Raw genomic sequence first — 24,813 nt, forward strand, 5'->3', positions numbered from 1 at the left:
GTGTGGCATTGGTGATGATCTAAGACCAAATGAATCGGAATTAATGCCGACTTCTGAATGAATCCTGCATAACAGGCGGCGTCCAAAGAAAAGGGACGTCCCTTTCAGCAATGATAAATAGGAGGTTTTTCGTTATATGAAGAAAAAAATCGCAGCCGGACTGGCTGTATCTGCAGTAATGACTTCAACCTTCGCCGTGCATCCCGCTGAAGCAAAAACCATTCAAGTAAAAAGCGGCGACTCTCTTTGGAAGCTTTCCCGGAAATATCATACAAGTATTTCAGCTCTGCAGGCGGAAAATAAACTGAAATCAACGATACTCCACCCAGGACAGCGGCTGCACATTCCCGACGGCAGCGGCACACATAAAACGGGGCAAAAGGGAAAACGAAGCACGGGTGCCTACACAGTTACATACGGCGACTCATTATGGGTGATCGCAAAAAAATACAAAATGAGCGTTTCTGAGCTGAGAAGCCTGAACCGTTTGAGTTCAGATGTCATCTATCCGGGCCAAAAACTGAAAATTAAAGGGTCTGCCGGCGGCACGGACGGAGGCGGCAGACAGACAAAGCCTGATAAAGGCGCATCAGGGACTTACACTGTGAAGCCGGGTGACTCGCTGTGGAAAATCGCCAATCAAACCGGCATCACCATCGCCGAACTGAAAAAGCTGAATCAATTAACATCAGACATGCTGTATCCGAATCAAGTATTAAAGATCAAAGGTTCTTCACATAACGGAAACAGCGGCACAACACCGCCATCTCATTCAAACCCTTCTGAGAAGCCATCCACTTACAAAGTAAAAGCAGGCGATTCCCTCTGGAAAATTGCTAATCGGTTCGGCATCACCGCTCAGCTCATCAGAGAAAAAAATAAACTGACAACTGATGTGCTTCAAATCGGACAGGTTCTGTTGATTAACGGAACGGGAAAAACAGAAGATCCTGTGCGTCAGCCGGATAACAAACCGGAAAAGCCAAACAAGCCAAATACTCCCGAACCTCCGGTGACAGGGTCAAAGATTGACAGAATGATAGGCGAGGCGAAAAAACATGTCGGCGTGCCTTACCGCTGGGGAGGCAATACGCCTGCGGGCTTCGATTGCAGCGGTTACATCTATTACCTTTTAAATAAGGTAAGCTCTGTTTCCCGTCTGAGCACGGCCGGATATTGGAATAAGATGAAACATATCAGCCAGCCGTCAGCAGGCGACTTTGTCTTCTTTACGACATATAAAGCGGGCCCTTCTCATATGGGAATGTATTTAGGCGGAGGAGACTTTATTCACGCAAGCTCCTCCGGGGTTGAAATTTCAAACTTAAGCAATCCATATTGGAAAAAAGCTTATTTAGGAGCGCGCAGTTATTTTTAAAAAAAGCCTTTCGGGGCTTTTTTTTTGTTTACCATTTTCACGTTTTGACAAGACTGATGGGTAAAAAAATAAGGGGGAGGAAGCATGAATCGTCTCTTGCTTTTTCTCATGCTCGCATCAATTACGCTTTGCGGCTGCGGGGGGAGACCCGCTCCTGTTCCGCCCAAAAAACATGGGGAAAGCCGCGCATTGGAAGCATCTGCATACCGTGAGCATGCCGGACTCATCAATCAAAACGGAAAAACGATCGGATATATCGAAGTGAGGGAATCTGATGATGAAGGGTCAGACATTCATATATCAGCGGGACATCTGCCGCCCGGCGCTTCTCTCGGATTTCATATTTATGAAAAAGGGACATGTCAGGCACCTGATTTCGAATCAGCCGGCGGTCCGTTCAACCCTTTGAACAAAGAACACGGCTTCAACAATCCGATGGGTCATCACGCCGGGGATCTCCCCAATCTTGAAGTGGGGGCTGACGGTAAAGTGGATGTCATTATGAACGCGCCGCAAACTTCATTAAAAGAAGGGAGCAGACTCAGCCTGCTCGACCGGGACGGAAGCGCGTTCGTCATTCATGAACATACGGACGATTATTTAACAAACCCGAGCGGAAATTCCGGAGCCAGAATCGCCTGCGCTCCCCTGACAAAAAGCGCCCGCAGGGAATGAGCCCTTTTGTATTGAGTATACAAGGGCTTTTTTAGTATACTCGGTTATGGAATACAAATGGAAAGGAAACATCACCTATGACTTCAGAATTACAGCACTTATCACTTCCGGAAGATATACAAAACAAACTGCAGGCTTATCAAAATCATCCCGTTTCCCAAGAATTCCGGGATTTAATCGGATCATCAGGCTATGAGGCCGAAGATAAAGCGATTGTATTCGATGCCGTCATCGCTTTGACAATGGGAAAAAATATCTTATTAAAAGGACCGACGGGTTCGGGGAAAACAAAATTGGCAGAAACGCTTTCGAACTATTTTCATAAACCGATGCACAGCGTCAACTGCTCCGTAGACCTCGATGCAGAAGCGCTTGTCGGCTATAAAACGATTGAAAATGAACAGGGGCAGGCGACAATTGAATTCGTTCCCGGACCTGTAACAACCGCAATGAACGAGGGACATTTTTTATACATTGACGAAATCAATATGGCAAAGCCTGAAACCCTTCCGATTCTAAACGGCGTGCTTGATTACAGAAAAATGATGACAAATCCCTTTACAGGAGAAGTGATTAAGGCAAGCGAAGGATTCGGTGTTATCGCCGCGATTAATGAAGGCTACGTCGGCACCGTTCCGCTGAACGAAGCCCTTAAAAACCGTTTTGTCATCATTGATGTTCCGTATATTAAAGGAAGCCTCCTGAAACAGGTGCTGACCTCTCAGTCTGTCTTAAAAGATGAGAAATTAATTGAGCGCTTTATGACGCTGTCTTCTGATTTAATCGCACAAGCGCATAACGGACAAGTGTCAGAAGAAGCGGCATCCATCAGGGCTCTCATTGATACGTGCGACTTGGCTGCGTACATCCCGCCGAAACGGGCGATTGAAAGAGGCATCGTGGAAAAACTTGACGATGACAGGGAAAAAGCCGCTGTCAGAAATATTGCAGAAACGCTGTTCGAATGAGGGATATACAATGAAGTTTATCAAATTTAACGACAGCACGATTGATTCGTTTTTGTTCATGATGCTGACTGATCTGGCCAAAACACTGACCAGAAGCAGTGAAGTTGAAGTGGAATACGGCGTGCAGTCTTACTACAATCCCTTTGAAAAGAAAATTTACATGAGCCACTTTTGGAAAGACCGATCAGCCGGGGATATGGAAGCCGGCCTGAAAAGCGATGTCTATTTGCGCGCTGTCGGGACACGCAGCAGCTCATTTCTGGTATTTGCGGGGTTTTTAAATGACGTTCACCGGCACTTCACCCGCCAAAGCTTTGCCAAGCAGCTGTTTATGCTGCTCGAGGATATCAGAATTGAAGAGCAGATCAAAAAAGAACGGCCGGGAACGAAACGTGTTTTTCAGAAGCGGAGGGAGATGTACAGGAAATATTTCACGACGCAGCTGACATTGAATTTAGAACGGAGCATTTTCACCGACGCTTTGTATTGCGCGATGTTTGTCAAGCTGACGGCTGAGTCTCCGCTTGAAGGCATTCCTACCATGCATGAAAATATTGATATGATGATACCGTATATTGAACGTCAGCTCATCCGGGTGTATGAGGCGGATTCTACGGAACAAATCGCAACAATAACGGAAGACCTCATGGAAGGCCTTGATGAAGTGCTTGAGAAAGATATGCTGAACACATACTTTTTTCTGCCGGAACTTGATTACGAAAAAGCTGCTGAAGAGCCTTTATTCGAAAGCGTAAAAAAAGCGCCTTCATTAAGTGACGATCTCACGCTCCCTGAGTCTTCCGACGGAGATGAAGAGATCCTTGAAGAGAAAATGAATACGTGGCACCGGGAAACCGAAGCGCCGTCAAAAAGCTTCCTTCAATTTGATATTGAGCACGGCGCGAAATCAGATCTTGGGAAAGACGCGGCCAGAGAAGGCGATGACGGTGACCAGGCGCTCGGCTCCGTTCAAGGTTCCGCACGTCAGACGAAAAGAGAGGATTACTCCAAACTGGAAGCGCTTGAATCCATTCAGGATGAACATGAGGGCGCCGGGCTGGCTGACGGAAAAGAAAACAAATTTGCCTTCCCGGTTTATCAAACGCCTCATAAAGCGTCTCCCGAAGAGGAGCAGTCTTATAAAGAACAGGCAAAAACGATAGAATCATATCAAAAACGCCTGAAGCAGATGATACAAAAAACGCTTGAGCACAAAAAAACGCTCCCGCGGACCGACCTTCACGCAGGCCGGCTGAATCGCAAACTCATCCGCTATTTTACGGAACGGAACCCGCGCCTTTTCTATAAAAAGCAGGACCCGTCCTCAGACATTGACGCCGTTTTTACATTGCTTGTCGATTGTTCGGCCAGCATGTTTGACAAAATGGATGAAACAAAAAGAGGGATCGTTCTTTTTCATGAAGCCTTGAAATCAGTATCCGTCCCTCACCAAATCGTCGGATTTTGGGAGGATACAAACGAAGCGACCGAAACGAGCCAGCCGAATTTCTTCAATACCGTCATTCCGTTTGAAGAGTCGCTGCTGCAGGCTGCGGGTCCGCTGATCATGCAGCTTGCGCCTGAAGAAGATAACAGAGACGGATACGCCATCAGACAAATGACGAAACAGCTGATGCGGCGGAGTGAGGCGCAAAAATTTTTAATCGTGTTTTCAGACGGAGAGCCGGCAGCATTCGGATACGAACAAAACGGCATCGTCGATACGAGCGAGGCTGTCATCGAAGCGAGAAAAAAAGGGATAGAAGTCATAAATGTTTTTCTGTCCAATACTGCGATAGAAGAATCCCAGATGAAAACCATTCAGGATATGTACGGAAAGTACAGTATTTTTGTTCCGGATGTCGATCAGCTGCCCGATGTGCTGTATCCGCTCTTGAAAAAACTGCTTCATAAAAGCATAGGATAGGCTTTTTCCTATGCTTTTTCGCTTTTTATTTTAAAATGATTTAATTTTTTCGGTATTGATCTGTTTTTTTTACTATTTTGTGAACAATCAAGGTAGAATCCAAACGCAATCAGTGGTAAAATATCCTTGGAAGCGTTTTTATTACATAATTTTGGGCACAGCGTTCAAAAGTTATTTCAAGATAGTGAATTGATCACTTGATTATCTAGGTTGGGGGTAATATTCAAATGTTTCAAAATAATATGAAACAAAGAATGAATTGGGAAGATTTTTACGGACCGAACCTCGGCTACGCACTGGAGCTGTACGACCAATATGCTGAAGATCCAGACAGCATTGATCCGGATCTGAAAGACATGTTTGACGAACTAGGCGCTCCGCCAAGCCAAATAAAAGAGGCATCGGAAACAAAGGAACAGGGACGCGTCACCGCAGATCTGATTCAAAAGATCGCAGCAGCAGTTAAACTTGCAGAAGATATTCGAACCTATGGCCATCTGAACGCTTCCGTCAATCCGCTCAGAAAGGATCCGAAAAAGAGCGAGCTCTTTCCGTTATCCGAGTACGGGCTTACAGAAGAAGAAATGAAAGCAATACCCGTGTCTGTCATCTGTAAAGACGCACCTGCCAATATAACAAACGGCTTAGAAGCCATCCAGCATTTACGCAATACCTATAAAAGAACCATCTCTTTCGAGTTTGACCATGTGCATGATTTCGAAGAGCGCGCATGGATTACAAAAATGGTCGAATCCGGAGAACTGTTCCGGAAAAATTCACCGGAAAAACTGTCAGCCGTTTTAGAAAGACTGACGGAAGTAGAAGGATTTGAACAATTTTTACACCGGACATTCGTCGGTCAGAAGCGTTTCTCAATTGAGGGATTAGACGCGCTTGTGCCGGTTCTTGACGACATTATCGCCCAGTCTGTGAAAGCGGGCACAACCAATGTCAATATCGGGATGGCGCACAGAGGCCGTTTAAATGTGCTTGCGCATGTGCTCGGCAAACCGTATGAAATTATTTTCTCAGAATTCCAGCACGCGCCGAATAAAGACCTTGTGCCGTCTGAAGGATCGACCGGCATCAGCTACGGCTGGACGGGCGATGTCAAATATCACCTCGGTGCAGACAGACAGCTTCAGGATGCTGAAACCAAAAGCGCGCGGATTACGCTTGCAAATAACCCGAGCCACTTGGAATTCATCAATCCGATTGTTGAAGGAAGCACGCGGGCGGCACAGGAAACAAGAACGCAAAAGGGGTACCCGGTTCAAGATGAAACAAAATCGCTCGCCATTTTAATTCACGGTGACGCAGCGTTCCCGGGAGAAGGCATTGTCGCCGAGACGCTGAACTTAAGCTCTCTGAAAGGCTATCAGGTCGGCGGGGCCATTCATATCATCGCCAATAATATGATCGGCTTTACCACTGAAAGCGATGAATCACGATCTACGAAATATGCCAGTGATTTGGCGAAGGGCTATGAAATTCCGATCGTTCACGTCAACGCGGATGATCCGGAAGCATGCCTGTCAGCCGTTAAATTTGCGGTTGAATACCGGAAGCGGTTCAATAAAGATTTCTTAATCGATTTAATCGGGTACAGACGATACGGCCACAATGAAATGGATGAGCCGTCAACGACACAGCCGATGCTGTATGATGCCGTCAGAAAACACCCGACTGTCAAGCGGATCTTTGCGGAAAAACTCGTAAGTGAAGGACTGATCAGCGAGGAAAAAGCGCAAAACATCGAAATGGCAGTGACAAAACGAATTGAAGACGCCTATAAAAAGGTGCCCGCCAAAAAAGAAGACGCCGTACGGGAAATTGAATTGCCGGAGCCGGTGTCCAACGGTTTTCCAGACGTTGACACAGCCATTGATTTTGATGTTCTCCGCAAGCTGAACGGCGAACTTATCAACTGGCCGGAATCCTTTAACGTGTTCGGCAAGCTGAAAAGAATCCTGGAAAGACGTGCAAAAGCGTTTGATGATGACCGTAAAGTTGAATGGTCATTGGCTGAATCGCTTGCGTTTGCTTCTATTTTGAAAGACGGCACGCCGATCCGGCTGACCGGGCAGGATTCAGAGCGCGGAACGTTCGCTCAAAGAAACCTTGTGCTGCATGACAGCGAAACAGGAGAAGAATTTGTTGCTCTCCATCACTTAGACGACTGCGCTTCTTCATTTACGGTGCATAACAGCCCGCTCTCTGAAGGATCGGTTCTCGGCTTTGAATATGGATACAACGTGTATTCGCCTGAAACGCTTGTGTTGTGGGAGGCGCAGTACGGAGACTTTGCCAATGCGGCTCAAGTCTATTTTGATCAATTCATATCTGCAGGACGGGCAAAATGGGGACAAAAATCAGGGCTGGTCATGCTGCTGCCTCATGGTTACGAAGGGCAGGGCCCTGAACACTCCAGCGGCCGCGTCGAGCGGTTCCTGCAGCTGGCGGCGGAAAACAACTGGACGGTGGCCAACCTGACAAGTGCGGCTCAGTATTTCCACATTTTAAGAAGACAAGCGAAAATGCTGCTTCGTGAGGAAATCCGCCCGCTTGTGATCATGACGCCGAAGAGCCTGCTGCGCAACCCGAATACGGTATCTGAAGTGCAGGAACTGAGCGAAAGCCGATTCAAGCCTGTCTATGAGCAGTCCGGTCTTTCCCATGCTTACGAAAAAGTGACTCGCGTCGTATTATCAAGCGGAAAAGTGTCAATTGATATCAGCGATCACTTCAACAAAATGGAAGGCGATAAGGATTGGCTTCATATTGCCAGAATCGAACAGCTGTATCCGTTCCCGGCAAAAGATACGAAGGAGCTTTTCGCCAAACTGCCGAACCTGCAAGAGATCGTTTGGGTTCAGGAAGAGCCGCAGAACATGGGGGCATGGAGTTATATCAGCCCGTATTTGACGGAAATTGCGCCAAAAGGAGTAAATGTCCAATACATCGGCCGAAGAAGACGATCCAGTCCCGCAGAAGGAGATCCGACAGTCCACAAAAAAGAACAGGAACGCATTGTATCTGATAGCTTGACTCGCAAAAACTAAGGGGGAAATGTAAAAATGGCGGAAATTAAGGTACCTGAATTAGCAGAATCAATCTCAGAAGGAACGATAGCCCAATGGTTAAAGCAGCCCGGTGATTATGTAGAACAGGGTGAGTACTTGCTTGAACTGGAGACGGACAAAGTAAATGTTGAATTGACAGCAGAAGAATCGGGTGTTCTAAAAGAGGTATTGAAAGATTCGGGTGATACCGTCCAAGTAGGAGAAATTATCGGTACCATTACAGAAGGCGCTGGCGAAAGTTCTGCACCCGCCCCTTCAGAAAGTGCTCCAGCCAATGAACAAACGAAAGAGGAAGCAAAAGCTGAACCTGCTGCACAAGAAGTCAGCCAGGAAGCACAATCAGAAGCGAAATCCAGAACGGTAGCGTCTCCGGCTGCACGCAAGCTGGCAAGGGAGAAAGGGATTGATCTATCACAAATTCCGACGGGGGATCCGCTTGGCCGCGTGCGCAAACAAGATGTGGAAGCTTATGAAAAACCGGCTTCAAAACCTGCGGCACAGCCGAAACAGCAGGTTCAAAAAACACAGCAAAGCTTTGACAAACCTGTCGAAGTGCAAAAAATGTCCCGCCGCAGACAGACGATCGCGAAACGATTGGTTGAAGTGCAGCAGACTTCTGCGATGCTGACTACATTTAACGAAGTTGACATGACGGCCGTTATGAATCTAAGAAAACGCCGTAAAGACCAATTCCTTGAGCAAAACGATGTAAAACTCGGTTTCATGTCGTTCTTTACAAAAGCCGTCGTGGCTGCATTGAAAAAATTCCCGCTCCTTAACGCTGAAATTCAAGGCGATGAGCTGATCGTGAAAAAATTCTATGACATCGGTATCGCTGTCGCGGCTGAAGAAGGGCTTGTCGTCCCAGTCGTGCGTGACGCTGACCGCCTGACGTTTGCCGGCATTGAAAGAGAGATCGGCGAACTTGCGAAGAAAGCGCGAAACAATAAATTAACATTAGGTGAGCTGCAAGGAGGCTCCTTCACGATCACAAACGGAGGTACATTCGGATCGCTTATGTCAACACCGATCCTAAACAGCCCTCAGGTTGGGATCTTAGGTATGCACAAAATTCAGCTGCGCCCAGTAGCAATTGATGCGGAGCGCTCTGAAAACCGTCCGATGATGTACATCGCTTTATCATATGATCACAGAATTGTAGATGGTAAAGAAGCGGTCGGGTTCCTTGTCACCATTAAAAACCTGCTTGAAGATCCGGAACAGCTGCTGCTGGAAGGATAATTTGAGACAGACAAAAAGTACACTGCCCTTACAAGCAGTGTGCTTTTTTTATTGAGCGAAGGGGAGAATTTATATGAAAAGCTGTTATCCGCTTGAGATCGAATTTGAATATAATGAAGAATTGCATTCAATCACTCCGGTTCTTCTGCAAGACGAACATGACACGATATTAATAGACTGCGGATATCCCGGTTTTATAAACCATCTTCAACACGCTGCTGCCCGGCATGGAATGTCGCTTCATTCATTGACAAAAATCATTGTAACGCATCACGATATAGATCATATCGGCTCACTCGCTGCATTACACCGTTTGCACCCGGATATCAGCGTGACAGTACATGAGCGTGAAGCGCCGTATATTGACGGCTCTAAAAAATCTTTACGGCTTGAGCAGGCTGAATCAACGTTTAGTTCATTGCCAGAGGATGCAAAGCCTTATGCAAAACAGTTCATCCGCTCGCTTCAATCAGTCGAATCGGCCCCAGTTCACCGGACAGTTACTGACGGTGAGCTGCTGCCTTGGTGCGGAGGCATTCGGATTGTAGCCACGCCGGGTCATACACCCGGCCATATCAGTCTCTATCTGCCTGCCGAAAAAACAATGGTCACAGGTGATGCGATCGTCATTGAAGACGGAAAGCTGAACCTTGCTAATCCTGGCTATACGTTACATATGGATGATGCGGTCCGATCTGTGCAGCGGCTGCTCGATTACGATATCCGCCAATTGATTTGTTATCATGGAGGTTTATTTCAGGGGGATGTAAAAAAAGCGCTTTTGCGCCTGTTTCGTGATCTGCAGAATAAACAAGGATAGGAGCGGCGGCAGCCTATCCTTGTTCAGTTATGAAAACGGAATCTTTGCCGTTTCTTCTTTGGCGCTGTTTTTCTCTTTTTTCTTAGACCAGTAGGTGGCAAGAACAGACCCCGACAGATTGTGCCATATGCTGAAAATTGCGCTCGGTACGGCTGACAAAGGGGAGAAATGCGCTGTCGCAAGTGCTGCGCCCAGTCCGGAATTTTGCATCCCGACTTCTATCGCAATCGCTTTTTGTGAAGCATAATCCATTCTGAACAGCTTTGCAGTCAGGAATCCTAACAAATATCCGATTCCGTTATGTAAGATGACGACAGACACAATCAGCAGTCCGGATTGAAGCAGATGCTCACGATTTACACTGACGACAGAGGATACAATCGCTACGATGCCGATTACCGATACGAGAGGAAGCGCGTGCACGGCTTGTCCGACCTGTTTTTTGAAGAACAGCTTCACAATCACCCCGAGGACGATCGGCAAAAGCACGGCTTGCATAATGGAAACAAACAGTGAACCGAAAGAAACGGGAAGCCACTCTTTCGCAAACAGCATAATAAGTGCCGGCGTTACAATAGGAGCAAGCAATGTTGAGATCGTGGTGACCGCAACAGAAAGTGCCGTATTGCCTTTCGCCAAAAACGTCATGACATTTGATGCCGTACCGCCCGGACAGCATCCGACCAGAATGACGCCCGCGGCGATTTCTGCGGGGAGGCGGAGCCCGATTGATAAACAGAAAGCCGTAAGCGGCATAATCGTAAACTGGGCAGCGACTCCGATCACGACATGCCAAGGCTTTCTGATTAATTCTTTAAAATCGTCTGCTTGAAGAGTAAGCCCCATCCCAAACATAATAATACCAAGGAAAATCGTCATATAAGAACTGATCCAAGTAAACAAATCAGGGCAGGCGAATCCCAAACCGGCAAAGACGATAACCCACAAGCCAAAGGTTTGGCCCGCAAACCCGCTTATTTTTTTCAGCCATTCCATAAACACAGCTCCTTTTATATCCAGTCAGAAAATATGACTGACTTTTCTGTACTCCATTATAAATAATATTCTGAATAATTCAATATTAAATATAAGTTTTCGATAAAATTATTATGTAAACTAATATCTTCTTGACTATTCAGACATATATTCTTACAATTGATTTTTATACTGAAATGAATTGGGAGTGCTGAAGTGAAAGAAGCTAATCAATGGTCATCTAAGCTGGGATTTATTTTAGCTACGGCCGGCTCTGCAATCGGGCTCGGCGCAATATGGAAGTTCCCTTACGTAGCGGGAACCAGCGGAGGCGGCGCTTTTCTGCTTGTTTTTATTTTATTTACTGTTTTAATCGGACTGCCGCTTTTGCTTGCTGAATTTATTATCGGCAGAAAAACACAAAAAAACGCCGTTGAATCCTATAAGGCGCTGGCGCCGGGGAAAAAGTGGCACTGGATCGGATATCTCGGAATCATTACGTGTTTTATTCTATTATCCTTCTACAGCGTAGTGGGGGGATGGATATTAATCTACATTATAAAAGGCTTTACAGGCGGTTTATCGCTTTCTTCGGGATTTGATACGTTATTTATCGATACCATTTCCAACCCTTATGCAGCGGTTTTCGGTCAGCTGCTGTTTATCGTGCTGACGATTTTAGTTGTGGCAAAAGGGGTGAGCAGCGGCATCGAAAAGGTAAGCCAGGTGCTGATGCCGGCTCTGTTTATTCTGTTTATTCTTTTAATGATCCGTTCCGTTACGCTGCATGATGCAGCGAAGGGATTAAAATTCTTCTTCATGCCTGATTTTGGCGCGATGGATGCCAATACCATTTTATATGCGATGGGTCAATCATTTTTCTCGTTAAGCGTCGGAGTGTCCGTAATGGTTACATACAGCGCATATTTAGAAAAAGAAGAAAATATTGTTCAATCCGCCGTATCGGTGACGGTATTAAATGTCCTTGTTGCCGTGATGGCGGGAGTGGCGATTTTTCCGGCGGTATTTGCATTCGGCCTCAAGCCGGATCAAGGTCCGCAGCTTTTATTTAACGTGCTGCCGACAGTCTTTAACCAAATGCCGTTGGGCATCGTGTTTTTACTCGCCTTTTTGCTGCTGTTTTTATTTGCGACGCTGACATCGGCTTTTTCAATGCTTGAAATTTTAGTTGCTGTTTTGTCAAAAGGCGATTCGGCAAAACGGAAGCGGTATGCATGGATCGGGGGACTTGCTATATTTATTGTCGGGGTTCCTTCGGCGCTGTCGTACGGAATTTTGAGTGATGTTTCTATTTTTCACCGCAGTATTTTTGACGCTGCGGATTTTCTGGTCAGCAATGTCTTAATGCCGCTGGGCGCGCTTTTAATTGCCGTTTTCGTACCGCTGAAAATTCCGAAACAGATGCTGTTTGACGAACTGAAAAGCGGTTCCGGTATAAAACGAAAGTGGTTTGCAGTCTGGCTCCTATTAATCCGTTATGTGGCTCCTGTAGCCATTATTATCGTTTTTCTGCACGTGCTTGGTATTTTTTAGACCAAAAGAAGCAGGCCCCCGTTCAAGACGGGGGCCTTTTTTAATAAAGCGGCCATATCACGCGGTGCGCTTGTTCGAACCGTTTCTCCGCCTCCCGCCAATCAACGACATTCCACCATTGATCCACGTAAGCCGCGCGGTCGTTTTTATATTGTAAATAATAAGCGTGTTCCCACACATCCAGCGGAAGCAAAGGAATGATGTCCCACTGGCTGTAGAGCTGATGCTTCTCAGCGGCCAAAATCTCCAGCCGCCCGGCGCGCGGCGCCCAGACTAGGATAGCCCAGCCGACTCCTTCGCCTTTTTTCGCCGCTTGAGAAAATTGCTCTTTAAAAGCAGAATAGCTTCCGAATGACACATCAATCATTTGAAAGAGCGCACCCGTCGGCCGTCTTTTTCCGTTTGGATTCATGGAAAACCAGAAAATACTGTGCAAATAATGGCCCGCCCCGTGAAATGCCAATTGCCGCTCCCAATGCGCCACTAAGTCGTACTGTTTCGTTTGTCTCGCTTTTTTGAGCTCCAGTTCTGCTTTATTCAGACCGTCAACATAGCTCTGATGGTGTTTTGTATGATGGAGTTTCATAATCTCTCTTGAAATATACGGTTCCAGTGCGGAATAACTGTATGGCAGTTTAGGGAGGACATGCTTGCCGATCGGCACATAGGCTCTGCGCTCATCCGGCTCATCCGGTTCGGTAATGTCCCGGTAAAGTGCTGATGCCTGTTCGTACCATTCCGCCTCCGTTAATCCATCATCCTGAAGGGTGTGAAAAATCCGGTCGATTTGTGCCGCGAAGCGATCGAACCGACCTTGCTGTATGACTTGTTCCTTCAAGGTTTCACACCAATTCAGCATTTCGGTTTGATAAGCGTGCCGTTTCATTTTTCTTCCTCCTTTTCACGCACTTTCATAAAAGTGCTGAGCGCAAGCAAAGAAAACACATACGGGTAGCTGTGATACCTGATGTAAAACTGTTTCGGCAGGCCGATTCCGGTCGGATAGCTGAAAGCGTCTCCTTCGTAATGCCGGTTTTCAATAAGAAAGGATATGCCTTTTGTGACGGCTTGATGATGAGGTTTTTCGTATTGCAGCAAAGCTTCGGCCGCCCAAGCCGTCTGTACAAGCGTCCCGTAAGAAAGCGGAACATAGGTTTTGACTTCTGCGCTTTTACAGGATTCTCCCCAGCTTCCGTCCTCGTTTTGAATGGACTTCAGCCAGCGGATCGCTTTTTTCACGGCCGGGTGGTTTTGGCTCACGCCGCAAGCCTTCATCCCTGTCAGCGCTGCCCATGTGCCGTAAATATAGCAGACACCCCATCTGCCGTACCACGATCCGTCCTCTTCTTGATGGCGGATCAGCCATTGGACGGCCTTTTCAATCTGAGGGTGATCAGAAGAAAGCCCCGCTTCTCCTAAACAGTGCAGCACCCGTCCGGTTAAGTCGCTTGTTGAAGGATCGATGGCAGCTTCCTCAGCCGATTCCAGCGGCAGCAGGCGGACCAGCGGATGATTGACATTTTTCTCAAAAGCAGAGAAGCCGCCGTCACTGTTTTGCATGGACAAAAGCCAGCTCAGTCCGCGTTCCCATGAGGCGGGATAACGTTTTCGCGGAATGGCTTTGAGCACTGCGGCTGTGTCATCACAATCAGGATTATTTGTATTAATGTTTGAAAAACCCCATCCTCCCGGTTCAGCATGCGGGTTGTGAACGGCCCAATCAGCGACTTTCGTCTGCTGCCGTTCATGCAGAAATCGGGCGGCGCCGGTTATCATTTGATCGTTATCTGAGATGCCGCTTTTCATAAGCGCATAGCTGAGAAGCGCCGTATCCCAAACGGTCGACGTTGAGTTTTCCAGGTACGGTATATCGCCGCAAGACGTGAGCAAAGCTTTCGTGCCGGCAAGCGCTTTTCTGATAACGGGGGAGTGGCGCGATACACCGAGTGCGAGCAGGCCGTACACCATAAAAATAGTGGCACTCGCATAGCTGTATAATGTGCCGTCTTCTTCAATCCGGTCAAGCATATACGTTTTGGCCGTACGCAGACCGAGCCGGTGAAAAGCGGCTGGAATCTGCAAAAGCCGCTTCCAGTGCGCGAAAAGAGAAGAGAGATCTCTGTTCTCATCCTGATCGGAACGAAGCCATGTAAACGGATTTTTAGTCATATGCCGATCTAAATGCGCGAGAGACGGAACGTTGGGATTTTCCAGCGAAAATCTTTTGTTAAGCGTCACGGCCATCGGTACAAAATGAATACGAGCGTATGTACTGAACTGGTAAAAATGCAGCGGGAAGGATGGGGGAATGACTAAGAAAGATAATGGCAGATGCAGCGCGGGCCATGGATATAGGCCGTTTGCCGCAAGCATCCACTTTGTCATGAAGTGTACGTTGCGCAAGCCGCCATTTGAGATGATAAAGCGTTCGGCCTGAATCATATGCGCCTCAGAACGGCTATATAAACCGGAAGCCAGCAAGCCGGCATAGCCCTGTACAGTAGCGGTCACATTTCCTTTCCGGTCATCAGGATAGTTGGCAAAAGTTCCGTCCGGGCGCTGTTTAGCGCGAATGCCTTCTGCAAGCTCAGCGATCAGTTCTTTATCATTGTCTTCAAGAGAAGTGAGAAGGAGGATCAGAAAGGCGTTTGTCAAAATCGGACCTTCAAAACAAAATGACCATGAGCCGTCCGCATTTTGCGTTTCTCTTAATAGGGAGATAGTTTTCTTTTGGCGGCTTCTGACGTTTTCATGAATTGTGCTCACACTCGCTCAACTCCTTCAGAAGCATATATATTCATATGTAAAAGGCGGCATGACAAAAGAAAGAAACTGCTGACAGGCAGCAGTTTCTTGTTTGATTTAATCTTCCAGGTTGATCCAGACGCTTTTCACTTCTGTATAATTATTCAGCGCGTAAGAGCCCATTTCCCGCCCGAGGCCGGATTGCTTATAGCCGCCGAAAGGAGATGCCGCATCGAAAACATTGTAGCAGTTGACCCAAACGGTGCCGGCTTGGAGACGGTCAGCAATGTAGTGGGCGTTTTTCACATTTTCAGTCCAAAGTCCGGCTGCAAGGCCGTATTCCGAGCGGTTCGCCCGCTCAATGACTTCATCAACCGTATCATACGGAATGGCGGCTAAGACCGGGCCGAAAATTTCTTCTTTTGCGATGGTCATACTGTCATCCACATCCGCAAATACAGTCGGGGAGACAAAATACCCTTCTTCAAACGGGCAGCTGCCGCCCGCGACAGCTTTGGCTCCTTCCGCTTTCCCTTTTTCAATATATGAAAGCACGCGCTCATGCTGTTCCTGACTGACGAGCGGGCCGATTTGTGTATCTTGGTGAAGGCCGGCGCCTTGCTGAAGCGATTTCGCATATGAAACCATTTCGCTGACGACCTCATCATATTTGTCTTTGTGAATGAAGACCCGGGAGCCTGCGCAGCATACCTGCCCCTGATTAAACATGACCCCGTTTAAAGCGCCCGGAATGGCTTTCTTCAAATTGGCGTCAGGCAAAATGATGTTAGGTGACTTTCCGCCAAGCTCCAGTGTCACGCGTTTAATTTTTTTTGCGGCTTTTTCCATGATTTTTTTGCCGATTTCTGTAGAGCCGGTAAAAGCGAGTTTATCGACATCGTCATGGTTGGTCAGCGCTTCCCCGGCCGTCTCGCCGAACCCTGGGACAATATTGATGACGCCGTCAGGAAAGCCCGCCTGATCTATTAATTCCGCTAAATAGAGGGCGGTCAGCGGTGTCTGCTCCGCCGGTTTCAAAACGATTGTGCAGCCTGTGGCAAGGGCGGCGCCCATTTTCCACATCGCCATAAGGAGCGGAAAGTTCCAAGGGATGATCTGCCCCACGACGCCGACAGGCTCATGGCGGGTGTAATTAAAATATGAGCCGGCAACCGGAATCGTTTGTCCGGTTATCTTTGTAGACCACCCGGCATAATAACGCATATGCTCAATTGCGAGCGGGATATCCCCATTCGTCGTTTCATTAATCGGTTTTCCGTTATCAAGTGTTTCAAGCTGCGCGAGTTCCGTTTTGTGCTCTTCCATTAAATCGGCAAGCTTATACATCAGCCTGCTTCTGGAAGCGGCCGGCATAGTGCGCCATTCGCCGTGATCAAAGGCTTTGCGTGCCGCTTTCACTGCACTGTCAATGTCTTCTGACTGTGCCTCGTAAAGCGTCATCAGCGTTTCTCCGGTTGCCGGATTCGGTGTGACAAATGTTGATCCTGAAGCGCTCGGAACAAATTTTCCGTCAATATAAAGTTTCTTCGTGCCCTGTAAAAATGTTTCCAGCCTTTTTGTGATCTGCATCGTTAAAGAACTCATTCGTAACAAACCTCCCGAAATTTTTTTATGGTCTGTTTTGAGCATCTTGATGTCCGCGCAAAGTAAGCGCATACAGTCATTCTATAATAACACCCCCGGTAAAATCAATCGATAACCGTTATTGCAATTCACAAGAAAAAACGGCTACAATAAGCTTATCGATTAAGAAAAGGAGTTTTATAAATGATTCATAATAATTGGCAGACAAAAGAAAGCGTCAAAAAGGTCAAATGCGTACATACAGATGCGAAAAAATACATTGTCAAAAATGTGCTGACGCCGGGTAAAGAGTATGAAGTCAAAAATGAAACAGAAGAATTCATTTTTGTTGCAGACAATACAAACAAAGTCGGAGGCTTCTACAAAGAGTATTTTGAAGAAGTTTAAAGCTGAATGAATCCATTTTGCCTGAGCCATACTAAAAAAGACTACATATAAAGGGTGGCTGCAAAATGAAAAAAACAGAGCGAGACAAACGAAATAAAACATCAGATCAGCTTCAGCAAGTGCAACCTGAAGAAGGCACCGACACAACGATGGAACAAATTTCAGATACCTATAAAGAAGGAACAATTGAAGATACGGATCGTTGATGTTTTGTTGAAACCGCGGCATTGGAGAAGCCGCGGTTTTTTATGGCGAAAATAAAAAACTGACTTTTCGAAAAAAATACCGTTTTCTTGAAACCTTTTCTTCCGCTGAACCGTATTACTTCATAACTGCGGCACCTTTCGCGAAGGGCTTTTTTGATGAACGTTCTAAAAATGTAATCTGTTCGTAATGGTTTAAATGCCGTCTATGTCGTATTCTTATATAGGGATAAAGAACTTATTTTTTTATGATTGTAATAAAACAATAGTATAGAAGCAGAAAGTGGGGTTCTTCATTGGGAATTTTTTCTGTCAGCAGATCAACCGACACAAAAAAGCTGGAGGCTTTGCTCGTTGAGGGAGAACGGATCGAAACGATTTATAAACTGCGGGTTGACCAAATATGCTTTACGAATAAACGAGTGATTTTCTTTGATAATAAAATGTTCTCCAAAAAGAAAGTGCGCGTATTTCTTCCATATAAAACAATTGAAAGCTTCGCCATTCAAGAAGCGGGGATGTTTGATCCCGATACCGGGCTTGTATTAATGACAAGGGGAAAAACTTTCGAATTGGAATTTGCAAAAGAAACGGACTTGACTGAGGTTCAAGCCATCTTAACAAAATACTTATGCAGTTAAATATCACATAAAAGCCATCCGAATGCATGCGGATGGCCTTTTTATTATATAATGCTTGTTTTTCCGGAGTTCGAATCAATGAGATCCGGATCAGCGATAGAACTGATGGGAATATAAATCGGCGCCAAATCACCATTTTCTTCACCGAATCCGTAGTTGATCTTATTGGATAAAAAATAATCGATCTGCTGATACGGCCCGATCGTAATGGAAGAACCGCGGTCGACCGCATTTACTTTAAAGCCTCCTACATTTACCAAAACCGGCGAAAACATCATAATGAGCCTCCTTTTCCGGCAGGGATTTTATCGCATGCAGACTCAAAGGTTGATGGAGAATCAATTTGATCCCGGTCATCCACTTTGCCGTTCGTGCCGATGAAGCCGCTTGCATCTCCGAAGTTCTGTCCGTATCCCTGATTCTTTTTATCAGAATTCTGCCATTCCGCCAGTAAATTTTGTCCGACATTCACCGCTGAAGCATTTTCAAAGGAATTAATTTTCAACATGAAAATATTAATATTGATATATGGAGTTGGTTGAACCACAGGCAAACCTCCTTTAATACAGGTGTATGCCGGCTGTTATGACCGTATGCTTAGACAGGGGGCGATAAAAATGGATTTCGATAAGATGAAGCAATGGATGGAAATGGCGCAAAACATGTCCGGCGGCGACTTTTGGAAAAACGTTTTTGATGATGAACAACTGAAATCATTTCAAAACGGTCATTCTCATTTTCCCTTTCAACAGGGAGATGGGCAAATGAGAAGAAATGAGGATGCTTTTCCTCTTATAGATATTGTGGAAACCCATGATGAGCTCCAATTTTTGCTGTATCTGCCCGGCTACCGGAAACAAGATGTTCAGCTTTTGTCCTACGGAGAATATATTGTCGTAAAAGGCACGAGAAAATCCTTTTTCAATGAACAGGATTTTAAACAGAGGAACGGAAAATACGGCGATTTTGAAAAAAAACTCGATCTTCCGCATTCCGCTCAAGGTACGAAGGGAATGCAGGCGGTATTCAAAGACGGGATTTTATATATATCGATTGCTAAACATCTGGGGGATGCAAGCCAGATCATTATCGAAGGCTGATCTTGTTCGCTGTGCCATCTATCAGATCTGAATCATCGATACTCATGATAGGGATGACGACAACGGTGCAATCACCGTTTTGTTCACCGTACCCTTCATTTCTTTTATTGGCTGCTGTGTTTCTCACCATAACGGAAGAGCCGGTGTTAAAAGCCGCTCCGCCGCTGATTCCGTTCATTTTTATATACTCAAAGTTGATAACGGACGGAAAAAACATCATGATTCGCCTCCTTTTTGTATATCATGTTTATATATTCGCAATACGGGACGCATAGAACTTTCCAAGAGTGACGGGGAAAGAAGTGATTTTCTTTGAAAAAAATAATGAAAGAGATTTTCAAAAAAGTGTGTGAAGAAGAATTAGACCGGCTTAAGAAAGTGGAACAACAGCTTGATGAGCTTCAGGATAAGTGTCATTTTGAGCCGCAAACGGTTGAAGGGGAAAAAACATATGTCCATATTGAGCACGTCAAAGTGGACAAGGTTGAATACAATATTGATTTTGAACAGCTGAGTATAGAAGAGCTGAGCGGTATGCTGAATATCGGCGCCACTTACCATACAACGGCGCACAGGCTCAAACAAGCCTGCGCTGAAGAAAGTCGGGACAACCCGCAAAATGATGCTGCGAAAGAAAAAAGACAGACAAAGCAGCAGACACCCAATGTCACCATCAGGGGGAGAAAGCATTGACCCCCATTGTTTCATCCTCCTTTTTCGAGGGTATGTATTAACAGATGCAGCGAAGAATACAGACGAAAAAGGAGATGATGAATATGTCATTATCAAAAGAACAGCAGGACAGCCTTTATCATAAATTAATCGATTTAAAGGAAAGTCTTCAGGGAGAATCAAAAGAAAATCATTCAATGAGCGAAGACACAGGAGAATTGTCGAACGGAGTAGATAATCACTTAGCTGATCACGGAAGCATTTATTTGGACAGGGTCACGAATCAGACGCTGGACGGTGTCGATCAGAATCTTTTAGATGAGGTGAACGCCGCGCTTGAACGAATGGATAAAGGAACATACGGGATTTGCGAGAAAACGGGAAAAGAAATTCCTTATGAAAGACTTGAAGCCGTACCGTACGCCAGAATGACCGTCGAAGCGCAGCGAGAAACAGAAGGGGATGTGAAAACAGACGCTCCGTCATATGAAAGGGAATTTCACGAGCAGGTGAAAGACCTCTCAAATAAAGAAACCGTTGATCAAAAAAGCTCACAAACTTACGAAATCCTGGATCGCGAGCAGGATTCACAATAATAGCAGCAGGTACATTCATATGTACCTGTTTTTTTATTCCATAAAAAATCTCAGAATCGAAATAAAATCATTGACTTTATATAAAAAAGAAAGTAACATACTATTTGTAAGTAAATATTAAAAGATTACCGGGAGGAATTTAGAATGTCTCAAGTATTATTTGTAAAATCAAGCGACCGTACGGCTGAAGAAGGCGTATCCGTAAAATTATACGAAGCGTTTCTGGCTGCTTATAAAGAAAACAATCCGAATGATGAAGTGATCGAACTTGATCTTCATAAAGAAAACCTTCCTTACCTCGGAAGAGATATGATTAACGGAACATTCAAAGCTTCAAAAGGAATTGAAATGACAGACGAAGAGAAAAAACAAGCGTCAACTGCTGACATTTACTTAAATCAATTCGTCAAAGCTGACAAAGTCGTGTTTGCATTCCCGCTTTGGAACTTCACAGTGCCTGCTGTGCTTCATACTTATGTTGATTACCTATCTCGCGCAGGGGTTACTTTCACATACACGCCTGAAGGCCCTAAAGGTCTGATGGGAGATAAAAAAGTAGCGCTCTTAAACGCACGCGGCGGCGTATATTCTGAAGGACCGATGGCATCTCTTGAAATGTCATTAAACTTCATGAAAACCGTTCTCGGTTTCTGGGGTGTCCAAGATCTTCACACTGTTGTCGTTGAAGGTCATAATGCTGCACCGGATAACGCTCAAGCGATCATTGAAAAAGGACTGCAAGAAGCGAAAGATCTGGCTGCAAAATTCTAATTGCCATAACTCTTGCGCCCCTACAGGGTGTGAGAGTTTTTTCTATTATAGAAGAAACTATCGGAAGCTTTCGATCTGATCTTATATTGATATATTGATATTTTGTCGAAAAAACAATTTTTATGTAGAATAAAGCATTTTTTACAAAGAAAAAAGGTTTTCTGTAAAAGAATTAACCCTCTTGCCAAAATACGACTGATGGTGTAGGATATAAGAGAAGCTACATTGTTCGTATTGTTAATTAAGTTTTAACCTTTAAGCTGTAATAGGGAGTTTTATATCGAAGCCGGAATGTCATGCCTCCATTGCAGAGGACGACAGGAACGCTTCTGCAAACACCCACTTTGAGGAGTGGTGGTTTAAAACTTTCTTACTTGCGTACGGCATACGTAGCGAAAGCCATTTCCCTTGCGGAGATGGCTTTTTATTTTGAATTGCCCTTGAGCAGCGTACTTTATCATTATGATAAAATGAAAGAATCAAAGACAAAGTGAGGTTTTACAACATATGCTGGATAAAGCCCAATCCCTTCTGGCGCATTATTTTGGCTACGACAGTCTTCGCGCGGGCCAAAAGCAGGCGATACAATCAGTTGCAGAGGAGAGAAAAAACACGGTCTGCATTATGCCGACGGGGGGCGGAAAATCAATCTGCTATCAGATTCCCGCACTGCTGTTTGAAGGAACCACAATCGTTATTTCCCCTCTTATTTCTTTAATGAAAGATCAAGTGGACGCGCTTGAAGAAGCGGGTATCGCGGCAGCTTATATTAACAGCACCCAGACAAGCCGTGACATTCATGAGCGTCTGACCGGTTTGAAACAAGGGGCTTACCGGCTCTTTTACATCACACCGGAGCGTTTGACTTCTTCTGAATTCATTCACATCCTGCAGAATATTACGGTTCCTCTTGTCGCCATTGACGAAGCTCACTGTATATCGCAATGGGGACATGATTTCAGGCCGAGTTACCGGAATATCGAAATCCTTTTTAATGAATTAAAAGAACCGCCCGTCATCATCGCCTTAACGGCGACGGCTACGCCTGAGGTTCATGATGACATCTGCAAGCAGCTTCATATTAAGAAAGAACAAACTGTATATACCGGTTTTGCCAGAGAGAATTTAACGTTTAAAGTAGTAAAGGGGGAAAACAAAGACCGGTTTATCGAGCGGTACCTCGAAAAAAATAAACACGAAGCCGGCATTATATATACAGCGACAAGAAAAGAAACCGACCGTTTATATGAGAAATTAAAACGCAGCGGCATCAATGCCGGCCGTTATCACGGCGGATTGGCGGATGATGACAGAAAAGACCAGCAGGAGCGGTTTCTTAACGATCAGATACAAGTGATGGTAGCTACGTCCGCTTTCGGAATGGGAATCGATAAGAGCAACATCAGGTTTGTTTTACACGCGCAGATCCCGAAAGATATGGAGAGCTATTACCAGGAAGCCGGACGGGCCGGGCGCGACGGCCTTAACAGCGAGTGTGTGCTCTTGTTTTCGCCGCAGGATATTATGGTGCAGCGTTTTTTAATAGACCAATCGGCCGCCGGAGAAGAAAAACAAAAGCAGGATCTCAAAAAACTGAGACAGATGGTGGATTACTGTCATACGGAAGATTGCCTGCAGCGGTTTATTCTGAAGTATTTCGGCGAGAATGAGGCGGAAGCTTGCGAAGCATGCGGCAATTGCACTGATACAAGGACCGCCCATGACGTCACAAAAGAAGCGCAGATGGTATTGTCATGCATCATCAGAATGAATGAGCGTTTCGGAAAAACGATGGTGGCGCAGGTGCTTAGCGGGTCTAAAAATAAAAAAGTGCTGGAAAACGGCTTCAGCAGCCTGTCCACTTACGGCATTATGAAGCATCAATCCGCAGCGGAAATCAGTGATTTTATCGAATTCCTTATTTCAGATGAATATATCAGAATGGCGGACGGCACATTTCCGACGCTTATGGTCACCCAAAAAGGCAGGGACGTTCTGTTTGGAAAAAGCGCAGTCGCGAGAAAAGAAGCCTTACAGGCCGCCGCCGTTACCGAAAATGATGAATTATTTGAGCTTCTCCGGCGTCTCCGCAAAGAGATTGCAGCTGAACAGGGTGTTCCTCCATTTGTTGTGTTCTCAGATCAGACGTTAAAAGAAATGTCGGCGAAACTTCCGAAAACAGATCAGGATCTTCTTTCCGTAAAAGGGGTCGGGGAACAAAAAAGATTGAAATACGGAGCGGTTTTTTTAGAAGAAATCCGAAATTATGTAAGAGAAACAGAGTGAAAAAAAGTTTTTTTAGAAATTTGCACATTGTGTTTTTCATTGGCGCCGGAAAAATCAGAAGCTTGAAAACCCTTGCTGTATCAAGGTTTCAGCAAGACTTACCAAGCGAGAGAAATGTTTCATGTAAAGGAACTGTAATCTAATTCAAATCGTTTTGTTATTGAACTGACATTTTCATATGTTACGATATCACCTGTTAGCCGCCAATAAAAAGCTAACAAGGGAGGATTTACTTATGAAGAAGACGATTATGTCCTTTGTCGCAGTTGCAGCAATTTCAACAACTGCATTTGGAGCTCACGCTTCTGCTAAAGAAATCACGGTGCAAAAGGGTGACACGCTCTGGGGGATCTCGCAAAAAAACGGAGTGAACCTAAAGGACTTAAAAGAATGGAATCAGTTATCTTCTGATTTAATTATTGAAGGAGAGAAACTGACTATTTCTTCAGTAGAAACAACCACATCTGGGCAGTACACAGTGAAGCAGGGCGACAGCCTCTGGAAAATTGCTCAGAAATTCGGAACATCAGTCGGCAATCTGAAAAGCTTGAATAACTTGCAATCAGATATAATTTACGCAGGCACAACGTTAAATGTGAAAGGTCAGGCTCAGGCTGCACAGCCGGCTCAAGAAGCCAGCCAGCCGCAAACTGAACAAAAACCAGCTGCTGAGACAGAACAGCCTAAACAAGAAGCTGTCAAAAACGAGCAGCCTAAACAAGAACCTGTTCAAGAACAACAACAACCTAAACAAGAAGCGAAGGCTGTCGAAGCAAAACAGCAGCCTGTTCAATCAAATACAAACCAACAAGAGCCTAAAAAGCAGCTGACAATGACTGCAACTGCTTACTCTGCTAACGACGGCGGCATTTCCGGTGTAACGGCAACCGGTGTTGACTTAAACAAAAACCCTGATGCAAAAGTCATCGCGGTAGACCCTAGTGTCATTCCGCTTGGCTCTAAGGTTTATGTTGAAGGTTACGGAGTGGCAACAGCAGCAGATACAGGCGGCGCAATTAAAGGAAATAAAATTGACGTATTTGTTGCAAAGAAAAGTGACGCTAACAACTGGGGCGTCAGAACTGTAAATGTTAAAGTATTAGACTAGTTTCATATAGAGATGAAGAACACAAGGCGAAATGCTTTGTGTTCTTTTTTTCTTCCCTTTTTTGACTGTATATAATC

General features: G+C 45.5%; 24 protein-coding genes and 1 other RNA gene. 18 read left to right on the forward strand and 7 right to left on the reverse strand.

Annotation, left to right across the window (positions count from 1 at the left end):
* Positions 1-136: 136 nt before the first annotated feature.
* The 7 genes from G9F48_RS14485 to G9F48_RS14515 all read left to right on the forward strand — a co-directional run bounded on the left by G9F48_RS14485 (position 137) and on the right by G9F48_RS14515 (position 10,093).
* Complete coding sequence (locus tag G9F48_RS14485; protein WP_165409667.1) at positions 137-1,378, forward strand: C40 family peptidase; 1,242 nt, start codon at positions 137-139, stop codon at positions 1,376-1,378.
* Between the two features lie 84 nt (positions 1,379-1,462).
* Positions 1,463-2,053, forward strand: a complete 591-nt coding sequence (locus tag G9F48_RS14490; protein ID WP_057080768.1) for a superoxide dismutase family protein — start codon at positions 1,463-1,465, stop codon at positions 2,051-2,053.
* Positions 2,054-2,130: 77 nt separating this feature from the next.
* Positions 2,131-3,021: an AAA family ATPase gene (locus G9F48_RS14495; protein WP_003153758.1), complete on the forward strand. Its 891-nt coding sequence runs from the start codon at positions 2,131-2,133 to the stop codon at positions 3,019-3,021.
* 10 nt (positions 3,022-3,031) lie between these two features.
* The gene (locus G9F48_RS14500) at positions 3,032-4,948 is read left to right on the forward strand and encodes a vWA domain-containing protein (protein WP_165409668.1); all 1,917 of its coding nucleotides are present in this window, start codon (positions 3,032-3,034) and stop codon (positions 4,946-4,948) included.
* A gap of 227 nt (positions 4,949-5,175) precedes the next feature.
* Positions 5,176-8,010: a 2-oxoglutarate dehydrogenase E1 component gene (sucA, locus tag G9F48_RS14505; protein WP_165409669.1), complete on the forward strand. Its 2,835-nt coding sequence runs from the start codon at positions 5,176-5,178 to the stop codon at positions 8,008-8,010.
* 15 nt (positions 8,011-8,025) lie between these two features.
* The gene (odhB, locus tag G9F48_RS14510; protein WP_165409670.1) at positions 8,026-9,273 is read left to right on the forward strand and encodes a 2-oxoglutarate dehydrogenase complex dihydrolipoyllysine-residue succinyltransferase; all 1,248 of its coding nucleotides are present in this window, start codon (positions 8,026-8,028) and stop codon (positions 9,271-9,273) included.
* Between the two features lie 73 nt (positions 9,274-9,346).
* Entirely contained in the window at positions 9,347-10,093 is a 747-nt protein-coding gene (locus G9F48_RS14515; RefSeq protein WP_165409671.1) for an MBL fold metallo-hydrolase, read from the forward strand.
* A 27-nt stretch (positions 10,094-10,120) separates the two neighbouring features.
* Here G9F48_RS14515 and G9F48_RS14520 read toward each other — a convergent pair whose 3' ends face one another.
* Positions 10,121-11,089 carry a bile acid:sodium symporter family transporter gene (locus G9F48_RS14520; RefSeq protein WP_165409672.1) on the reverse strand — a complete coding sequence of 323 codons (969 nt, stop codon included), beginning with the start codon at positions 11,087-11,089 and terminating at the stop codon, positions 10,121-10,123.
* A gap of 195 nt (positions 11,090-11,284) precedes the next feature.
* On the opposite strand from G9F48_RS14520, the gene G9F48_RS14525 reads away from it, so the two are divergent.
* Positions 11,285-12,622: a sodium-dependent transporter gene (locus G9F48_RS14525; protein ID WP_007407975.1), complete on the forward strand. Its 1,338-nt coding sequence runs from the start codon at positions 11,285-11,287 to the stop codon at positions 12,620-12,622.
* Positions 12,623-12,662: 40 nt separating this feature from the next.
* Here G9F48_RS14525 and G9F48_RS14530 read toward each other — a convergent pair whose 3' ends face one another.
* The 3 genes from G9F48_RS14530 to G9F48_RS14540 form a co-directional block, all read right to left on the reverse strand.
* Positions 12,663-13,508 (reverse strand): superoxide dismutase, encoded by an 846-nt coding sequence (locus G9F48_RS14530; protein ID WP_165409673.1) that lies wholly within the window; start codon positions 13,506-13,508, stop codon positions 12,663-12,665.
* Positions 13,505-15,388 carry a terpene cyclase/mutase family protein gene (locus tag G9F48_RS14535; RefSeq protein WP_165409674.1) on the reverse strand — a complete coding sequence of 628 codons (1,884 nt, stop codon included), beginning with the start codon at positions 15,386-15,388 and terminating at the stop codon, positions 13,505-13,507. The genes G9F48_RS14530 and G9F48_RS14535 overlap by 4 nt, the downstream gene beginning before the upstream one ends.
* Before the next feature lie 96 nt (positions 15,389-15,484).
* On the reverse strand, positions 15,485-16,972 hold the full coding sequence (locus G9F48_RS14540; protein ID WP_024085472.1) for an aldehyde dehydrogenase family protein: 1,488 nt from the start codon (positions 16,970-16,972) through the stop codon (positions 15,485-15,487).
* A gap of 183 nt (positions 16,973-17,155) precedes the next feature.
* Here G9F48_RS14540 and G9F48_RS14545 point away from each other — a divergent pair, with 183 nt between their 5' ends.
* From G9F48_RS14545 to G9F48_RS14555, 3 genes are all read left to right on the forward strand, one after another.
* Complete coding sequence (locus G9F48_RS14545) at positions 17,156-17,359, forward strand: DUF6501 family protein (RefSeq protein ID WP_003153779.1); 204 nt, start codon at positions 17,156-17,158, stop codon at positions 17,357-17,359.
* 65 nt (positions 17,360-17,424) lie between these two features.
* Positions 17,425-17,565: a DUF4025 domain-containing protein gene (locus G9F48_RS14550; protein WP_165409675.1), complete on the forward strand. Its 141-nt coding sequence runs from the start codon at positions 17,425-17,427 to the stop codon at positions 17,563-17,565.
* Between the two features lie 293 nt (positions 17,566-17,858).
* Positions 17,859-18,203, forward strand: coding sequence for a PH domain-containing protein (locus G9F48_RS14555; protein WP_003153783.1), 345 nt, complete (start codon positions 17,859-17,861; stop codon positions 18,201-18,203).
* Between the two features lie 44 nt (positions 18,204-18,247).
* On the opposite strand, the gene G9F48_RS14560 is transcribed toward G9F48_RS14555, so the two are convergent.
* Positions 18,248-18,481: a hypothetical protein gene (locus G9F48_RS14560; protein ID WP_003153785.1), complete on the reverse strand. Its 234-nt coding sequence runs from the start codon at positions 18,479-18,481 to the stop codon at positions 18,248-18,250.
* Positions 18,478-18,750 (reverse strand): hypothetical protein, encoded by a 273-nt coding sequence (locus tag G9F48_RS14565; protein ID WP_088037336.1) that lies wholly within the window; start codon positions 18,748-18,750, stop codon positions 18,478-18,480. Before G9F48_RS14565 ends, G9F48_RS14560 begins: the two co-directional genes overlap by 4 nt.
* 70 nt (positions 18,751-18,820) lie before the next feature.
* Between G9F48_RS14565 and G9F48_RS14570 the strand changes: the two genes are divergently transcribed.
* Positions 18,821-19,303 (forward strand): Hsp20/alpha crystallin family protein, encoded by a 483-nt coding sequence (locus G9F48_RS14570; RefSeq protein ID WP_070081965.1) that lies wholly within the window; start codon positions 18,821-18,823, stop codon positions 19,301-19,303.
* On the opposite strand, the gene G9F48_RS14575 is transcribed toward G9F48_RS14570, so the two are convergent.
* Positions 19,290-19,523, reverse strand: a complete 234-nt coding sequence (locus tag G9F48_RS14575) for a hypothetical protein (RefSeq protein ID WP_014418113.1) — start codon at positions 19,521-19,523, stop codon at positions 19,290-19,292. The two genes, G9F48_RS14570 and G9F48_RS14575, sit on opposite strands and share 14 nt — an antisense overlap.
* 92 nt (positions 19,524-19,615) lie before the next feature.
* On the opposite strand from G9F48_RS14575, the gene gerPC reads away from it, so the two are divergent.
* From gerPC to G9F48_RS14605, 6 genes are all read left to right on the forward strand, one after another.
* Positions 19,616-19,996, forward strand: a complete 381-nt coding sequence (gene gerPC / locus G9F48_RS14580) for a spore germination protein GerPC (protein ID WP_165409676.1) — start codon at positions 19,616-19,618, stop codon at positions 19,994-19,996.
* 83 nt (positions 19,997-20,079) lie between these two features.
* The gene (locus G9F48_RS14585; protein WP_003153790.1) at positions 20,080-20,571 is read left to right on the forward strand and encodes a TraR/DksA family transcriptional regulator; all 492 of its coding nucleotides are present in this window, start codon (positions 20,080-20,082) and stop codon (positions 20,569-20,571) included.
* Positions 20,572-20,715: 144 nt separating this feature from the next.
* The gene (locus tag G9F48_RS14590) at positions 20,716-21,342 is read left to right on the forward strand and encodes an FMN-dependent NADH-azoreductase (RefSeq protein WP_003153791.1); all 627 of its coding nucleotides are present in this window, start codon (positions 20,716-20,718) and stop codon (positions 21,340-21,342) included.
* 214 nt (positions 21,343-21,556) lie between these two features.
* Positions 21,557-21,742: non-coding RNA, 6S RNA (gene ssrS / locus G9F48_RS14595), on the forward strand.
* A 107-nt stretch (positions 21,743-21,849) separates the two neighbouring features.
* Complete coding sequence (recQ, locus tag G9F48_RS14600) at positions 21,850-23,628, forward strand: DNA helicase RecQ (protein ID WP_165409677.1); 1,779 nt, start codon at positions 21,850-21,852, stop codon at positions 23,626-23,628.
* Positions 23,629-23,863: 235 nt separating this feature from the next.
* On the forward strand, positions 23,864-24,736 hold the full coding sequence (locus G9F48_RS14605; RefSeq protein ID WP_003153795.1) for a 3D domain-containing protein: 873 nt from the start codon (positions 23,864-23,866) through the stop codon (positions 24,734-24,736).
* The last annotated feature ends 77 nt before the right edge of the window (positions 24,737-24,813 follow it).

Origin of the sequence: Bacillus sp. EKM420B (genome assembly GCF_011065565.1) — a bacterium.
Lineage (GTDB): Bacteria > Bacillota > Bacilli > Bacillales > Bacillaceae > Bacillus > Bacillus velezensis.

Excerpts from the sequence above, each read along its gene's own strand:
- G9F48_RS14495 (WP_003153758.1), top strand. The coding sequence starts at position 2,131 with ATGACTTCAGAATTACAGCACTTATCACTTCCGGAAGATATACAAAAC.
- G9F48_RS14575 (WP_014418113.1), bottom strand. The coding sequence starts at position 19,523 with ATGATGTTTTTTCCGTCCGTTATCAACTTTGAGTATATAAAAATGAAC.
- G9F48_RS14550 (WP_165409675.1), top strand. The coding sequence starts at position 17,425 with ATGAAAAAAACAGAGCGAGACAAACGAAATAAAACATCAGATCAGCTT.
- G9F48_RS14485 (WP_165409667.1), top strand. The coding sequence starts at position 137 with ATGAAGAAAAAAATCGCAGCCGGACTGGCTGTATCTGCAGTAATGACT.
- G9F48_RS14605 (WP_003153795.1), top strand. The coding sequence starts at position 23,864 with ATGAAGAAGACGATTATGTCCTTTGTCGCAGTTGCAGCAATTTCAACA.
- G9F48_RS14585 (WP_003153790.1), top strand. The coding sequence starts at position 20,080 with ATGTCATTATCAAAAGAACAGCAGGACAGCCTTTATCATAAATTAATC.
- G9F48_RS14545 (WP_003153779.1), top strand. The coding sequence starts at position 17,156 with ATGATTCATAATAATTGGCAGACAAAAGAAAGCGTCAAAAAGGTCAAA.
- sucA (WP_165409669.1), top strand. The coding sequence starts at position 5,176 with ATGTTTCAAAATAATATGAAACAAAGAATGAATTGGGAAGATTTTTAC.
- G9F48_RS14530 (WP_165409673.1), bottom strand. The coding sequence starts at position 13,508 with ATGAAACGGCACGCTTATCAAACCGAAATGCTGAATTGGTGTGAAACC.
- G9F48_RS14520 (WP_165409672.1), bottom strand. The coding sequence starts at position 11,089 with ATGGAATGGCTGAAAAAAATAAGCGGGTTTGCGGGCCAAACCTTTGGC.
- G9F48_RS14490 (WP_057080768.1), top strand. The coding sequence starts at position 1,463 with ATGAATCGTCTCTTGCTTTTTCTCATGCTCGCATCAATTACGCTTTGC.
- G9F48_RS14540 (WP_024085472.1), bottom strand. The coding sequence starts at position 16,972 with ATGAGTTCTTTAACGATGCAGATCACAAAAAGGCTGGAAACATTTTTA.
- G9F48_RS14570 (WP_070081965.1), top strand. The coding sequence starts at position 18,821 with ATGGATTTCGATAAGATGAAGCAATGGATGGAAATGGCGCAAAACATG.
- G9F48_RS14560 (WP_003153785.1), bottom strand. The coding sequence starts at position 18,481 with ATGATGTTTTCGCCGGTTTTGGTAAATGTAGGAGGCTTTAAAGTAAAT.
- G9F48_RS14500 (WP_165409668.1), top strand. The coding sequence starts at position 3,032 with ATGAAGTTTATCAAATTTAACGACAGCACGATTGATTCGTTTTTGTTC.
- G9F48_RS14515 (WP_165409671.1), top strand. The coding sequence starts at position 9,347 with ATGAAAAGCTGTTATCCGCTTGAGATCGAATTTGAATATAATGAAGAA.
- recQ (WP_165409677.1), top strand. The coding sequence starts at position 21,850 with ATGCTGGATAAAGCCCAATCCCTTCTGGCGCATTATTTTGGCTACGAC.
- odhB (WP_165409670.1), top strand. The coding sequence starts at position 8,026 with ATGGCGGAAATTAAGGTACCTGAATTAGCAGAATCAATCTCAGAAGGA.
- G9F48_RS14590 (WP_003153791.1), top strand. The coding sequence starts at position 20,716 with ATGTCTCAAGTATTATTTGTAAAATCAAGCGACCGTACGGCTGAAGAA.